This is a genomic window from Flavobacterium sp. 245 (assembly GCF_004362055.1).
Classification (GTDB): domain Bacteria; phylum Bacteroidota; class Bacteroidia; order Flavobacteriales; family Flavobacteriaceae; genus Flavobacterium.
Genome location: NZ_SNXB01000015.1, coordinates 45,184 through 61,100, shown reverse-complemented (window position 1 = coordinate 61,100; position 15,917 = coordinate 45,184). Strand labels below are relative to the sequence as shown.

The window sequence follows — 15,917 nt, the reverse complement described above, 5'->3', positions numbered from 1 at the left end:
CCTCACCTCATGTAACTTTTTTAAACAACAGTTTACTAATAAATTAACAACATAACTAAAAAACCAATTTATGGAAAAAATCTCAAGACGTTCTTTTGTAAATAAATTTGGCGTTGGTGTGGGCGCTTCGGTTATTATAACCACACTTCCTTCATTTTTAACAGCTCCAGAAGAAAATCAAAAACCGTACACCGGAAAAAAATTAAACGTTGCATTGTGCGGTTTAGGAAATTATGCTTCAAGACTTGCCAAAGGAATTCAGGCTTCTGAATATTGCAATCTGGCGGGAATTGTTACAGGCACTCCGGAAAAAGCTACTCAATGGAAAACTCAATATAATATTCCGGAAAAGAATATTTACAATTATGAAAATTTCGATGAGATTATAAAAAACAAAGACATCGATTTAGTTTATGTTGTTGTTCCCAACGGACTTCATAAAGAATTTGTTATTCGCGCAGCAAAAGCAGGAAAACACGTCATTACCGAAAAACCAATGGCAGTTACTGTTAAAGATTGTGAAGAAATGATAAAAGCCTGCGATGATAATAAAGTACAATTGGCAATTGGATATCGTTTGCATTATGAACCAACCCATCTTGAAATTAAAAGATTAGGACAAGAAAAAGTTTTTGGGCAAGTGCGCTACATTGAAGCTTCATTGGGTTATAAAATTCATGATCCTCGTGACACAAAAAGCACTGTCAATTTCAGTGATCGAAACGAATGGAGATTGAATAAAAAATTATCCGGAGGCGGTCCGTTGATGGATTTGGGAGTTTACTGCATTCAGGCTAGTCGTTATGTTTTGGGTGAAGAACCCATTGCAGTTACAGCACAATTTGGAACTGTTTACAACAAGCAAATTTTTTCTGAAACAGAAGAAAGCATTTCTTGGCAAATGGAATTCCCAAGTGGCGCCACTGCAAATTGCAACACAACTGTAGCTTATGATGTTGACCGATTGTACGCTTCCGCAGATGAAGGTTCGTTTGAATTAAGTCCGGCTTTAAGTTATGGCCCTTTTGAAGGAAAAACATCTAAAGGCCCGCTAAAATTTCCAGTCATCAACCAACAGCAAACACAAATGGATGAAATTGCGAAATTATTATTAGAAAATAAAAAACTCCCAAATCACATTACCGGCGAAGAAGGCTTGAAAGACATTAAAGTCATAAACGCCATTTACAAAGCCGCTGAAACTGGAAAGAAAATATCTTTGACATAATTTTAGCACGCGGATGACGCGGATTTAAACGGATTGACGCTGGTTTACTGTTTTTTTTTACATAAACGGATGAAATAAAAAAATCCGCGCTAATCTGCTTAAATCCGCGTCATCCGCGTTCTATTTCTCATTTCAAACAAGCCCTCAAAATACTCACCGGATGCTGCGCTTCCCTACTCGTTCCATCATAAATTTGATGACGACAGCTCGTTCCTGCAGCGGCGATTTTTACGTTCTCAGCAGTATTGCGAACTTTTGGAAAAAGCGTGTCCTCTCCCATTTGCATACTCACTTGGTAATGTTCTTTTTCGTAACCAAAAGATCCCGCCATTCCACAACAGCCCGAATTATAAATCGTAACCGTATTATTAATTGGTAAATTCAGCATCGCAAAAGTCGCTTCAACAGAACTCAATGATTTCTGATGACAGTGTCCGTGAATCTTGATTTCTTTCTTTTCATCCGAAAAAGAATCCGGTTTAATTTTACCATCGATAATTTCTTTTTTAAAGAATTCCTCAATGGTAAAAGCATTTCGCGATAACTTCTCAGCTTCTTCCTTATCATCTGCCAGGCGAAGATATTCATCCCTGAAAGTTAAAATCGCAGAAGGCTCAATACCAACCAAAGGCGCATTGCCTAAAACCAAATCTTTAAAAATGTTGATATTTTGATTGGCTATTTTTTTTGCTTCCTCCAAAAAACCTTTAGATAAATAAGCTCTTCCGCTTTCTTCATGGTCGATAACCAGAACTTGATAACCTAATTTGGTTAATAATTCGAAAGCATCGATTCCTATATTTACATCATAATAATTGGTAAATTCATCTACAAACAAATACAATTTTCCATTCGGAAATTCCGTAACAGGAGGTTTATGATTTTCATACCATTTTCTGAAAGTCTTTTTCGCCAAAAGCGGTACTTGTCTTTCCGGTGCAATTCCCATACTTTTTTTAACCAGCGACTGATTCGAAATAAAGTTGGTTATCGACGGAAACAAACTTCCCATTTTATTCAGTTTTGCATTGTGGGCAAAAATCTTATTTCGGGTTGAGAAACCGTTTGCTTTTTGGTATTGGTATAAAAATTCGGCTTTTAAAGTAGCAACATCCACATTACTCGGACATTCGCTGGCACAGGCTTTACAGCTCACACACAACTCAAAAACTTCGTACAATTCTTTCTGGTCGAATTTATTTTCTTTCTCCGAATACGTCAAATATTCACGTAACGCATTCGCTCTCGCACGTGTCGTTTCTTTTTCATTTTTAGTCGCACGATAACTCGGACACATCGCTCCGCCTGCCGATGGCAATTTTCTACAATCGCCGGAACCGTTGCATTTTTCGGCCGCACGCAAAATTCCTAAACTGTCTGAGAAATCCTGAAACGTTTTAATATCCGGTTCTACCCTTCCCGAAACCACTCGATGGTTTTCATCCATCTTTAAAGCGTTCACAATCTTCCCGATATTCAAAACCGAATTCGGGTCAAAAGCCAGTTTAATGCGTTTCAGCAATTCATAATTTGTCTCGCCAATCATAAACGGAATAAACTCGCCGCGCACAATTCCGTCGCCGTGTTCCCCGCTTAGCGAACCTCTGTATTTCTTCACCAAAATCGCCACATCGGTCGCGATGGTTCTGAATAATTTTAAGTCCGATGTTTTCTTCAAATTCAAAACCGGACGCAAATGCAGTTCGCCCGCACCCGCATGCGCATAATAAATCGCACCTTGTCCGTGACGCAGCATCATCGCCGAAAACTCTGCAATATAAGCTGGTAAATCGCTCAACTCAACCGCAGTATCTTCAATAGAATCGGCGGCTTTGTCGTCTCCAACAATACTTCCCAAAAGCCCTAGACCGGCTTTTCTCAATTCGTTTACTTTTTCAATATCCGCTCCGTAAATTTTTACAAGTGCGTAGCCAAAGTTGTTTTTTTCTAAATCGGCAACTAAAGCATTCGCCTGATTTTCGGCATCTTGCGCGTCGTGCGAAGCCACTTCAAACATCATAATCGCTTTCGGTTCTCCCACCAAAAAGAAACGGTTTTTAATGTGTTCACGATTCGTTTTGGTACAATCCAGAATCGTGTCGTCGATCATTTCTGCGGTGTACAAATGATGTTTCATCGCCACCACAACAGATTCCAGCGATTCCTGAATGCTATGATAATGTGCCACGACCATAATATTATTAGCGGGCGGTAAATCGTCAACTTTTAAAGTGATTTCATAAGTAAAAGCCAAAGTTCCTTCGCTTCCGCAGAGTAATTTTCCGAGGTTTATGGTCGGTTCCGTTCCGCCAAACAAATCCGATTTCAGTAAAATATCAACGGCATAACCCGTATTTCTTCTGTGAATCTCCGGTTTCGGAAACTCTTTTACAATTTCATCCTGCGTTGCTTTTACCGAAAGTTCGTCGTAAACGCTTTTGTATATTTTATTTTCTAAAGTATCGCCTTTGGTTTTCTCGATGAATTCAGCCGAAGTCAGTTCCTTAAAAACCACTTCCGATCCATCGCTCAAAATCGCTTTGATCTCCACAATTTTATCGCGCGTCACGCCATAGCGAATCGAAGTCGTTCCCGAAGAATTATTGCCTACCATTCCACCAATCATACAGCGGTTGGAGGTCGAAGTATTCGGGCCGAAAAATACGCCATGAGGTTTCAGAAACAAATTCAGTTCATCGCGAATCACGCCAGGCTCGACAGTAACTGTTTTTTTTATCGGGTCGAAATTCAGGATTTTGGTAAAATTCTTCGAAACATCAACCACAATTCCGTCGCCCACCGTTTGTCCGGCCAGCGAAGTTCCCGCCGTTCTTGGCGTAATCGAATTCTGATGCTCCCCCGCAAACCGAATCAGTTTACTAATATCTGCGATCGTTTTAGGCAAGGCAACCGCTTTTGGTTTAATCCGATACACCGAAGCATCGGTCGAATAAAGTGTTTTATGAAGATCATCGTATAAAAGTGTTCCTTCCAACGATGCTGATAATTGTTCTAAATCCTTAAGTAGTGACATTTTTGCTGAATATGATTTGACAAAAATAGGCTTTTTTAAGGTTCTGAGAGGCTAAGATACTAAGGTTCTAAGGTTTTTTTTGAGGTGCAAAGGGACAAAGGTTCAGAGGTTTTTTCCACGATTGTCACCCTGAGCGGAGTCAAAGGCTTTTGAAAACGTGAAAAATTTGAATTTCGTTTTTAATGTAGGAGCTATTCCTGCTGTCCTTCCAAATCTTTTGTGCCGAACCCCAGCACAAAGGGATTTTCTCTCCCATCAGGGCTAAGGCATTCTTTTTCATAAGAAGGTTTATCCAAAGTTAAAGTTTGTAAGAAAATTATTTTATTTTAAGAAAAATATTATATTCGTTAATTATAAGATTTTATTTACAATACAAGGTAATATCTATCCGATTTAAGAACCAATTAACTAATATAAAAACCAAATCATGAGCGGAAAACACGTAGTAGTTCAAGGCGCAACAGTTAAATGCAAATTTAGTGAAAAGCCTCAGACCGATATTTTAAAAGTAAAATCACAAAATAAGCATTTTGCAAATGATAAAGATGCTGAAAAAAAGCTAATTGCAACAACAAAAGAAACGGGACAAACTTTAGAAAAAAACACTTTCGGCAACTGTAAACTCCAGCCCACGGGAAGCAGTTACAAACCCTGCCAGGCTGTAATAACGCAATGGAATGGCGCTTATGAAAAAGTAACGCTGAGTAATCAAGGCAAAATTTTAGTGGAGGACAGCAAGGCAACCTGCCCTATTGGCGGTCCGGATTGTATTACGGTGGACAAACACGGGCAAAAAGCTGAGCCCAGCAAACAAAACGTCAGGAACGCCAATGATATGATAAGCAATCAAATAAATCCGCTGGTTAATATGGCTGAGTTTAGAGAGCGTTTAGAGGATCATGATTCAATTTGTAAATAAAGTACCATGTCAGATTTTAAAATAATAGGAAACCCTAATCCTGTGGTTGGTGTTTTAGAATTTTATACCATAAGCGATTTTTTTTCGGAGATTTCCCCAACCCAGGAATTTGTTTATATTCCAAAAACCCCAGAAAATCAGGTCAAGTGGGAAGTGTATGTTTTGGAGTTAGGCAAATGGCGCAAAACAAAAGAAAATGATAAAACAGGAAAGCAAGTCACTTATACCTTCTTCGAGAAAAGCCTAACCAGAAAAGGTATCCGTTTATTGGCAAGAAAAGGCGACAAAGTAGCCAGACTTGACATCAAGCCATTACCTGCCCATCCAAAAATAGATCATGTCGAGTTATTGGATAAAAACGGAAGTAAAATAACAGGACGTCTGGCATACGGGCAAACAGTCAAGGCCAGAGTATTTTGTCTGAACATGGAAAAGCGCCGTGTACATGTTACCCTTTGGGAAGATGATGTAAAAGGAGCTGGACACAGCAAAGCCAATGAGAAAAATTTCATAGAAACGCGCTCTGCAATTGTCAATTTTGGAAAAGCGGATATTGATTTTCTATTAAGCCCCAGTTTCGCGAAAATTGCAACAAAAGGAGGTCCAGAAAATGATAAAATTCACGAGTATTATGTGACGGCAGAGTACAACAGAGAAAAAACAGCCAGTAACAATGTTAATATCAACGCTCCGGAAACACCGGTGGCTCCTTATAAAGGCAAAACAACTCAAAAAGCGACTGTAGTCACTAAAGCACCAGCAAAACAACCTAAAACGGAACTACCGAAATCACATAAGCCAAACGCTCCTGCAGAAGCAAAAGGCAAAATTAATAGCGTGAATATTACTGATACATCAGGAGATGCAATAAAAGGAAGATTTAGAGAAAAACAAATCAAGGTTTGGATAAATTCGAGCAATTTAAAGGGAAAAGAAGTTCGCCTTAAATTATTTGATGACGATTACGGGAAAGATGATTTATTGTTCCAAAAGGAATTTACCATTCAATCAAATTTGCATGCAATAGTGGTTTCCCTCAATACAATACCAAGAAGTTGGGGCGGGAATTATTTAGAAGAAGGAAATGAACAGGAATTATTTGCAGAAGTTGAAGTTATACAGACACATGCTTTTACAAAAAGTGCCATTGTTGATGTTGATGCTAGTGTTTTTAAGCAGGATCCTTTTGAAATTTTTAATACACTATTTAAGGTTGATATGCCAGATAAAAAGAATCACAAAGAAGAGAAAAAAGATGTATGTGAATATGAAGCAAGAGTAAAAGCATTTATGAGAATGTTACGTGTTGGAGAAGGAACAGTTTCTGAAAGAGGTTACACAACACAATTTAGTGGAAAGCAATTTTCTGATATGAGTAACCACCCTCATGAAATTATATCCACAAATGGATATTCCTCTTCAGCTGCCGGAGCATATCAAATAATGTCAGATACTTATGATGGATTAAAAACTTATAGAACTAAATATAATATTTTAAATTTTAATCAGGAATCACAGGATAAATTATGCCTTGTAATTTTAAAACATAATTATACTACTGATAGGCCAAATAGTTTTTATAATCCTATTTATTGGAAAAATAAGGATAAAACAATTCGGGATGTAGAAAAGGAAACTAAAATAAAAGATAGGAGAAAAAAATTTAAAGGTCAACAAGCTGATATCATTAAATTAATAATTGATAACGATATCAAAAAAGCAACCTTACTATCAAGTCTATGTTGGGCTAGCTTACCAGATTCTCCATATGGTCAACCTTCAAAAACAATACAGGAATGTAAAGCAAATTATGAGAAATTTTTAAAAGAAGAACTTACCAATAAACAAACATGGAAATTACACTTAAAAGAAGGTTTTTTAAAAGAATTTGGATATAGCTGCTGTGCAGAACAGACAGAATTTCAATCCGGTTCTTGTGATAAGTGCAATGAAAATCATTATGATGTAGCAAAAACTGAACATTGGATTACTCAGAAGCCTCACGAATGTTGGGCAGCAAGCGTTAAAATACTTAAAAATTACGGCATAATTGGAGGGGCTAATATTAATCCTATTTATACTGTTGACCAAAAAGGAGATAAATTAAACGTACAAAATGCTCAAGCTGGTTTAGATTACATTGATTCTCAACTTATACTTGGTAAACCTGTAATCGTTGGACTAGATGACAACTTAAGAAAGAGTACTTACAATACACATAAAGCCACTGATCATTTTTTTGTAATCGTGGGTAAAGGTTGTGAAGATGGGAATATATATTATCGCTTTTTTGATGTAGGTTCAAAAATTAGTGAAGAAGGAACAGCTGAAAAGAATAAATTATACTTACAAGATAATTTAATGTTAGTAGGCAAAAGCTACGGAAACACCCATAATTATACAGTAACAGAAGTCAGAAGAAACAATTAAAATGAGAAAAATAACAATTTTATATTTTATATTAATATCATTGGCATCCTCATGTCAAGATAAAAAACAAACAAATAAAAACAATATTAACGACAGTCAGATTTTGTCAAATACTGAAAAGCATACATTCTATCGTGTAAGTCAAAATGGAAAAGAAAGGGTAATTTATCAACCTTGTGATGCAAATATTGAAAAATATATAGTTTATCATGATAGTATCTTTCATGATTTAGGGCAAGAATTTTATACGTTTAAAGTCTTATCACAGAAGAATGAAAATAATAAATACAAGTATTCTGGCGAGTATATTTTTGGTAAGACTGCAATCAGCAAAGAAAGTATAACTTTTGAAGCAATTGATAATAACAAAAAATATTGGAAAATTAACAATGAGTTATTCATAGACAGCCTTTACGCTAATACGATTATACATAAGCAACAGTCCTGTAAAGAATGTTATGAGGGTTGCGAGGGTAAAGAAAAAGAGACGAAAGTTAGTTCTATTAATGGAAAATGGGGAACAAATTGTAATAATCCAATAGGGATAACAGTAAAAGAAAATGAACTAATAATATGCGTTGAACCCAATAACTATTATATTCATTTAACTAAGGTTAATGGAAAAGCAGGAGACAAAACCTTAAAATATAAATTGAATAGACTTGATGGTTTTGGTTCAAAAGATGTTTACTCAGAGAGCTATTTAAATGATAATGAAATTGCAATTATCAAAATTTTGGAGAATGATAAAATCGAATTTAATTGGCTCGGCTTTTATAACAAAGTTAATAAGCAAAGACAATATACAGACCCTATTATTAGTAATGACAATCCTGTTTTACTAGAAAAATGTGAAAATTAAATTTGAATAACAAACATTTGCTTTTGAAGATTCGCCTCTGCTGGCGCGAGCGTCCTGCTCGTGAACACATAGACTTTTTAGTTATATAGATTGTGCGCACGAGCAGGACGCTCGCGCCAGCAGGGGCTAAAGGATATAGACACCATCATCATTTACATTTGTCAGGATATGATCATTCAGAAATAAAAATAATTAAAGAATAATGAAAAATTTAGCATTCATACTAATCTTCATTTTGTTATCATGTAAATATGATAATAAAACCAATAGTTTAAAAAAAACACAAAATTCAGGAAATACTGAGACAATAAAGAGTAATAATAAGGAATTAAAAGAAATATTTCTTCCTTATTGTTTCAAAATCGATACAATGCCAAAGAGTAATTATTATCAAACAAAATTAGATACCTTTTTAAGTTATCATAGTATTATAAAAAGTAATTTATCCGATGTCAATAGATTGTTCCATAAAAACACAGAAGATTTTGTTTCAGATAAGCAAGCTAATTTTATGCATTATCCTTATGAAGGAAAGGCATTTGCAATTTCCAAGTTAAAAATTAATAATAACATCACAGCTATACTGTTCGTTTATTTATTTGATTCTGAAATGATACAACCAAGAATAGAAATACAAACTTTTGACCATAATCAAAAAAATATAGATAATCTAATAATAGCTTCTACATTTAGTAGCGAATGCAGTGGCTATCGAGATTTCTGCATTAGTCAAAAAAAAATAATATCAATTAATGATTATTACTATTGCGGAGAAATCGAATACAAAAATCTATATAAATATAAAATAAATGATATTGGTAAATTTATATTTTCGAATTAAACTTCTTGCTGGCAGAAGCCTCTCGCTCGTGGTCATAATTTACTTTTTCTAGGCAGGGAATAAATGCAAAAATTAATAACTCAAGTTTATAACCCAAAATTTAAAGAAATAAAAGAATAATTATGAGAATATTTTATGTAACAATATTAAGTGCTATTTTATTTAGTTCTTGCATACATGAAACCAAAAAGAAGGTTCTAAAAGAGACTACTAAAGAAGACTTAAAAACTGGTAAGAAAAACGAAATACAAAATAACATAATTAAACAAGATATATGTTTATTAGATAAAATAGAGATGTATACTTCTGAACATAATGGAATTAAATTTTATACTGAAAATACTCTCAGAGGTAAAGGAGTGATTATAGTTTCTATTTTTCAAAGATTAGAGTTTCTAAATTTAAATAGAACATCATTTGGAAGTATATCAAAAAGTAAAATAGGAGATAATTATGAGATTAAGTTACCTAAAACTGTAATCGCAAGAGAAATAATACCTAATGAAGATTTTCAAGTTTTTAGTTTTGATGCTGAAATACCAGAAGCAAATAAGGATTTTATTATTGTATATATAAATCAAGAAAAAAGGCTTCTAAAAAAAGAAAGCATTAAATATAAGTTTGAAACTTGGAACGAATATGTGAAATCTTCTTTTATACAACTGACATCAAATACAGATAATGTAAGTAAAGAAGAAAAAATGTATTGGTATAAGGTCTTAGAGATTAAGGAAGATTCTATGAAAATAAAATCTGTAAAAAAAGAGAGCTGTGATTATATAGAAAATTATAAAGATGTAACAAAATGGGTAAAATGGAGAGATAGTTCTTCTAAATTAATCAAATTTAATTTTTGTTATTAATGTAAAAATAATGATAATGAAAAAAATATTAGGATTATTCATTTTTCTTGCCACTCTTTTAGTAATCTCTTTTGCATTTACAAAAAATCAAAAGGAAAATCAAATTTCAACTTACTTTTTAGGAGATAAACTTCTAGCCAAAAAAGGATATTTTGACAATTTAACTGAAGATAAAGGGTTTCCAATAATAAAAAAACAAAATGATTTATATGAGAAAAACTATTCGGAATTTAATGATATAGTCCATGACAGCAACAGTAATTTGAAGTTTAAATTGCAAAAGGTGATAAATGAAAAAAAATACAGAATCATTCTTTACACGATCTTAAACAATAAAAAAAAGGACTCAATAGATTTTTATGAAAATATTGCCAACATAAGAGGCAAGGATGATTATTATTGTCTATCTTATTTAGACTTGAAAAAAAATGAAATCTGGCAAATAAAAGTTTTTTCTTCTAAAGCAAATAAAAACTTGAGTTTTATTTCTTTCGCTAAAAAAAAAGTAACAAAATCTGGAAATATCAAAACAGATTCTCTTTATTATCTTGATGAATCTCTAGAGCTAGAGCTTTATAATTTTAAAACTAAATCATAAAAAAATAAAATGAGATATTTAAAATTAATGATTCCATTAATAGTATTTACAAGCTGTAAAAAAGACAATATATCAAATAATAAAAATGAACTCATTATTGAAAAACAAACAAAAAATGAGAGCTTTCATTATAAAGAATTTGGAAAATCTTTAGTTGAAAATACCGATTTTCCAAAAGAATGGGAAATAAACACCTATCAAGACACAGCTAAGAAAATCAAAAAAGAATATTTAGATTTTCAAAAAAAATTTAATAAGCTTGATTATTTTGATGAGAAGAGTGGTACAAAAATAAGCAATAAATCTTTTTTTAATAGTTATATAAAAAATGATAGTCTTTTAAAATTAAGTAAAATAGAATCGCTTAGTTTATTAGATTCATTAGTAAGTAATCAAAAAAAGATATTCTACATTAAAACCTCTTCGGTCATTAACAGTATAGCTTATGAGATGCCGTTGGTTATCAATAAAATTGATTTAGCATTATTCAATAAAAAAACATTTATCAAATCAATTAACTTATATATGGAAGTTGACTATCCTTACTCCTCAAAACAAAACATAGGTTATCTAAATGAAAATGGCATTTTATTTTATAAAAAATTTAGAATTGATGAAGATAAAACTTATTATCTAGGAATATCTAAAACAAATCTTAATGAATATTTCAATAAAAAATGAAAACCAAATCTCTATTAGTAATATTTCTGGTAATTATTTTATTTAGTTGTAAAAAAAATAATGGGTTAAGCGAAAAGCAAAATAAAGAGGTCTTTTTAGGAGATTCAATAATTATGGAAAATAACTATTTCCATAATTTAAATGAGGCCAACGGTTATTCAATATTGAGTACGCAGAATAAATTATATCAAAAAAAATATTCAAATTTTAAATATAGGAATGTTTCTCAACTTAAGGATAATATCAAATTCAAATTTGAAAAGCAATTTATAAATAAAGGGAAAAAATATCGAATTGTTCTTTACACATTAATTAATAATATAAAGAAAGATTCTATTGAGTTTTATAAAAATGTCAAGGACCTACACCATGAACCTAGTAATTATACTTCTTTATCTTATTTAGATCTAAAGCATAATGAAATTTGGCAAATTAAATATTTTTCCTCCTCTGTAGACAAATCTGTAGGTTATATTTTATATGCAAAAAATAAAATATTGGAAAATGGAAAAATTGAAACAGATTCGCTTTATTATCTTGATGAATCGCTGGACGTTGAAATGGAAAAAAATAAACTTTATTATTGATTTAATAAATAAAGTAATCTGCGCTCTGCAAAGTCTCCCTACTTCGAAGCGACAAAGATTAACAAATACAGTTATTAAAAGAAGGCTTAAGTTGTAAAAAAAATATAAGAACGGGTATGGAGTCGGCAGACTTCACACAGCAAAACTTCTAAGTGTACTTTACGTTTCGAGAAGACTTAGGAGATCTGGCGTTTATCATTCCCAAATAAATGAATAATGAAAAATTTAGCATTCATATTAATGTTCATTTTGTTATCATGTAAATATGATAATAAAACGAATAGTTTAAAAAACACACAAAATTCAAGAAATACTGAGACAATAAAGAGTAATAATAAGCAATTAACAGAAATATTTCTTCCTTATTGTTTCAAAATCGATACACTGCCAAAAAGCAATTATTATCAAACAAAATTAGATAACTTTTTAAGTTATCATAGTATTATAAAAAGTAATCTATCAGATGTAAATAGATTGTTCCATAAAAACACCGAAGATTTTGTTTCAGATAAGCAAGCTAATTTTATGCATTATCCTTATGAAGGAAAGGCATTTGCGATTTCCAAGTTAAAAATTAATCCTCTGCTGGCTCGAGCGTCCCGCTCGTGAACACATAGACTTTTTTAGTTAAATAGATTGTGCCCACGAGCGGGACGCTCGAGCCAGCAGGGGAATTATTCAAAAGATGCAAAACAGTAAATAGTAATGAAAAAAATAATTATTCTAATAATTGTGACTAGTTTAATAATTAGTTGTAATTCTAAAACAAAAAAAGAAGAAATGGAATCTAGTAAACCAACAAAGTTATATCAAGATAAATTGTATGAAAGATACATACCATTAATGAATAAATTACTTAATGATAATAACTATAAATATCCAAATCATGAAGATTTTAGAAATAAAGTTATTAATTATTTTGGAGTTGATATAGATACTTCAGATTACAATGATGTGGATATACCAAATTTAGCGATTGCAATTAGTAGTGAAAGATTTATAGACACTTACTCATTAGACCGTGGCAATATAGATGGTGCTGGCGACGCATTTTCTGAAATATTAAAAGAAGGAACAGGAAATGAATTTAATAAAGATTTTATATACTATAATAAAATTTTGTTTTATGATGATATACAAACAATTTCGAAAATAATTAATGATACAGATAGATTAGAGAATATTGTAATTTATTTTGATTATGAAAAGAACGATTTATTAAATAAAAATACAATAAACAAGATTAAAAATATTGATGATTTTAACGATGAATTTAAATTTCATTTATTATGGTATAATAATAAAAGTAAATCAGAAATAATTAGAAAAAAAATGATTTCTGATATCGCTGGAAAAAATTCTGATTTTATAATTGATCTTTCGTATTTTTTATTTAAAAAGAAAACAGATATAAAAAATTCTATTTCTGATAAATTATTTTATGAAACTCTAGGCTACCTACTAGAAGTAGTTCTTAAAATACATGATGATGAAGATACAGAAACCAATATGGCGTATAGAGCTCTAAATAATTTATATGAAGATGATTCAAATTTGCTAAATAAACTACAGGATTTTAATTTTCCTATGATTCAAAAATACACAAAGATATATCGTGCCATTAAATCAGAAGAACAATCTATTTCATTTGGAATCATAAATGACCAAGATGGTTATACAAATCTCAGAAAAGAAAGAAGTTCAGATTCAGAAGTAATTCAAAAAATAAATACAGGAGATTCGGTAGAAATTTTAGACAATTCAGGAGATTGGTGGCTTGTGCAAACTAAAGAAGGCAAAAAAGGTTACGTGTATAAGACCAAGATAAAAATTGAATAACTATTATTGATATCGTCTTGCTCGTTGACATTTAGAATGTAAAATAGTTACGTGCACGAGCGAGACGCACGCCAGCACGGGGACAAGAAATAGTTACCCAAAAATCCCCTCATACAATATGTACAATCCCTACTTATATCACTTTATTTTGATTTGTTGACAGTGTAAATTCCGCCCACAAGTAAAATGACGCCCAGCCCTAAATAAAGGTATCCCTGTTGTTTACCGGATTCGTTGGAAGCATTAATTTTTAGTCCTAATAAATTAATTTCTTTTGTATTATCAGCTATTTTGTTGATACCTATATATCCCACACCGAGACTAATAACAATTAGAATTATTCCTATTATTTTTGATGGATTCATGTTTGTTGAATTTAATTGTTTCTCTAATTTAAGAAATATATTTCCCAATCAGTTGATAATATTCATTTTATAATACTTTAAACACTCAATAAAGACAAATCTTCCCAAACATCAACATAATCTCCATTTTCAGCAATCAAAAGTCTGGTTCCTGGTGGCAATCCTAAATAAGGAAGTATCAACGGACAATACTCTTCTAAATGTACTGTATGCATTGGCTTAAAAAAGTCATCATCTTCTAAATATTCTCCTGACCAAATATACCAACCTGTTGTATCACCTACCATTGGAAGTCGCAATGCGTGTATTGGCATTGTTTTGCTTTTTTCCTTTATATCCAAATCGATTCCAACTTTTAGATGCAATTCACAAGCTTCAAATCTAAACTCGTATTTACTACAAATATCTTGTTGAATTTTTATTAAATCCATTTTTGACATTTAATTACTAATTATTATATACATCCTGAAGTCGGCACAAGTATCTCGCCTGATTTACTTTGAACGCTCGAACAAAAGGCTCTGGCTAGCTTGGGGTTTACTAACTATTTTCTTCTTCTAAATTCAGCTTTTCATTTTTTCTTTCTCCAAAGTAACTTATTAAAAATGCAATAAAACCCGAAAAAATGTTTAGCAAAATCAGGGCTAAATAAAATTGAAACCAATCCAAATTTTTGGCAATAACTAAATCTAATTTAGTTGAAATTATTTGTTGATGATGGTAAAACTGCCAGTTTTCATGATTACTGAATTCGTCATAGTTTTTATTAATTACCCTTAAAAGCCATGCACTTATTATGAAGATTCCTAATGAAACGAAGACCGACACTTTATTATTCAGATAATACAAAACCACTGAAAACACTAAGTTTACCAAAGCAGATAAAAACAGTAATGGTATAACTAACATTTTTAGCCATACCGAATCACTTATAGAAACAAGGAAGGCAATTATTAAAATAATACTTGTTGAAATTATAAATTGAATTTTAAACTGTTTCATCTTTTTAATTAATTCTGTCTGTACTTTTTTTAAAAATCTTAAACAAATATATGTTATTAGAAAGAAACCCTCCAAACCCAAACAAACACCTTAGAAAACAGCTTTTTTTGTCTTATGAAAACTTTACAATCTCACGACACGATTGTCACCCTGAGCGGAGTCGAAGGCTTTTGAAAACGAAAATTTTCTCTTTTTTTGAAAATTTATTTAAGAAAGCTAAAACGCTGATTTCAAATACACGCTATCGGATTATTAACTTATAACGACTTTGAAGAAATTTAATCAACAAGTCCTTCTGTAAACTTTGTCGCAATACTACCAAAAGTCGGTTTCATGTAATCTTGAAAAGCATTTGCCTCTTCAAGGGTTTGAAAAGTTATCGAATGCTCTTCAATCAATGCATTCAATGTAAAGTTAAGGTGCGTAATGTAACCTTGAAAATCATCCAGATACTGAGATTTTGCATCTACTAGTTCCATACCTGATAATTTTTCAAACGGCTGGCGCTTTGCGTTTATATACGCTTCCGCACTTTTAATAAATTCTTCTTTGATTTTTTCGTAACTCATGTCTTAATGATGTATAATTTCCCGAATAAGTCTAATATAAATTTATCGATATTGGAGTCTGAAAACATAATGAATCCGATTGTTTTTTCTGTATCTAAG

Annotated in this window: 16 protein-coding genes; 11 read left to right on the top strand and 5 right to left on the bottom strand. The window is 31.9% G+C overall.

Features of this window, described 5'->3' with window-relative positions; translation table 11 throughout:
* Positions 1-70: 70 nt before the first annotated feature.
* On the top strand, positions 71-1,228 hold the full coding sequence (locus EV145_RS21140) for a Gfo/Idh/MocA family protein (protein ID WP_133527171.1): 1,158 nt from the start codon (positions 71-73) through the stop codon (positions 1,226-1,228).
* Positions 1,229-1,355: 127 nt separating this feature from the next.
* Here EV145_RS21140 and EV145_RS21135 read toward each other — a convergent pair whose 3' ends face one another.
* Entirely contained in the window at positions 1,356-4,262 is a 2,907-nt protein-coding gene (locus EV145_RS21135) for an FAD-binding and (Fe-S)-binding domain-containing protein (protein ID WP_133527170.1), read from the bottom strand.
* Between the two features lie 427 nt (positions 4,263-4,689).
* Here EV145_RS21135 and EV145_RS21130 point away from each other — a divergent pair, with 427 nt between their 5' ends.
* The 10 genes from EV145_RS21130 to EV145_RS21085 all read left to right on the top strand — a co-directional run bounded on the left by EV145_RS21130 (position 4,690) and on the right by EV145_RS21085 (position 13,882).
* Positions 4,690-5,181: a DUF4280 domain-containing protein gene (locus EV145_RS21130; RefSeq protein ID WP_133527169.1), complete on the top strand. Its 492-nt coding sequence runs from the start codon at positions 4,690-4,692 to the stop codon at positions 5,179-5,181.
* A 6-nt stretch (positions 5,182-5,187) separates the two neighbouring features.
* Complete coding sequence (locus EV145_RS21125) at positions 5,188-7,611, top strand: glycoside hydrolase family 104 protein (protein WP_133527168.1); 2,424 nt, start codon at positions 5,188-5,190, stop codon at positions 7,609-7,611.
* 1 nt (position 7,612) lies between these two features.
* Complete coding sequence (locus tag EV145_RS21120; RefSeq protein WP_133527167.1) at positions 7,613-8,473, top strand: hypothetical protein; 861 nt, start codon at positions 7,613-7,615, stop codon at positions 8,471-8,473.
* Between the two features lie 202 nt (positions 8,474-8,675).
* Positions 8,676-9,314 carry a hypothetical protein gene (locus EV145_RS21115; RefSeq protein ID WP_133527166.1) on the top strand — a complete coding sequence of 213 codons (639 nt, stop codon included), beginning with the start codon at positions 8,676-8,678 and terminating at the stop codon, positions 9,312-9,314.
* A 122-nt stretch (positions 9,315-9,436) separates the two neighbouring features.
* On the top strand, positions 9,437-10,177 hold the full coding sequence (locus EV145_RS21110) for a hypothetical protein (RefSeq protein WP_133527165.1): 741 nt from the start codon (positions 9,437-9,439) through the stop codon (positions 10,175-10,177).
* A 16-nt stretch (positions 10,178-10,193) separates the two neighbouring features.
* Positions 10,194-10,775: a hypothetical protein gene (locus EV145_RS21105; protein WP_133527164.1), complete on the top strand. Its 582-nt coding sequence runs from the start codon at positions 10,194-10,196 to the stop codon at positions 10,773-10,775.
* Between the two features lie 9 nt (positions 10,776-10,784).
* The gene (locus EV145_RS21100) at positions 10,785-11,456 is read left to right on the top strand and encodes a hypothetical protein (protein ID WP_133527163.1); all 672 of its coding nucleotides are present in this window, start codon (positions 10,785-10,787) and stop codon (positions 11,454-11,456) included.
* Positions 11,453-12,043, top strand: a complete 591-nt coding sequence (locus EV145_RS21095) for a hypothetical protein (protein ID WP_133527162.1) — start codon at positions 11,453-11,455, stop codon at positions 12,041-12,043. Before EV145_RS21100 ends, EV145_RS21095 begins: the two co-directional genes overlap by 4 nt.
* 216 nt (positions 12,044-12,259) lie before the next feature.
* The gene (locus tag EV145_RS21090; protein WP_133527161.1) at positions 12,260-12,652 is read left to right on the top strand and encodes a hypothetical protein; all 393 of its coding nucleotides are present in this window, start codon (positions 12,260-12,262) and stop codon (positions 12,650-12,652) included.
* Between the two features lie 96 nt (positions 12,653-12,748).
* On the top strand, positions 12,749-13,882 hold the full coding sequence (locus EV145_RS21085) for an SH3 domain-containing protein (protein ID WP_133527160.1): 1,134 nt from the start codon (positions 12,749-12,751) through the stop codon (positions 13,880-13,882).
* Between the two features lie 143 nt (positions 13,883-14,025).
* On the opposite strand, the gene EV145_RS21080 is transcribed toward EV145_RS21085, so the two are convergent.
* The 4 genes from EV145_RS21080 to EV145_RS21065 form a co-directional block, all read right to left on the bottom strand.
* Positions 14,026-14,247 carry a hypothetical protein gene (locus tag EV145_RS21080; RefSeq protein ID WP_074656283.1) on the bottom strand — a complete coding sequence of 74 codons (222 nt, stop codon included), beginning with the start codon at positions 14,245-14,247 and terminating at the stop codon, positions 14,026-14,028.
* A 77-nt stretch (positions 14,248-14,324) separates the two neighbouring features.
* Positions 14,325-14,678, bottom strand: coding sequence for a hypothetical protein (locus EV145_RS21075; RefSeq protein WP_133527159.1), 354 nt, complete (start codon positions 14,676-14,678; stop codon positions 14,325-14,327).
* 109 nt (positions 14,679-14,787) lie between these two features.
* Positions 14,788-15,249, bottom strand: coding sequence for a hypothetical protein (locus tag EV145_RS21070; protein WP_133527158.1), 462 nt, complete (start codon positions 15,247-15,249; stop codon positions 14,788-14,790).
* Between the two features lie 278 nt (positions 15,250-15,527).
* On the bottom strand, positions 15,528-15,818 hold the full coding sequence (locus tag EV145_RS21065; protein WP_133527157.1) for a hypothetical protein: 291 nt from the start codon (positions 15,816-15,818) through the stop codon (positions 15,528-15,530).
* Positions 15,819-15,917: the final 99 nt, after the last annotated feature.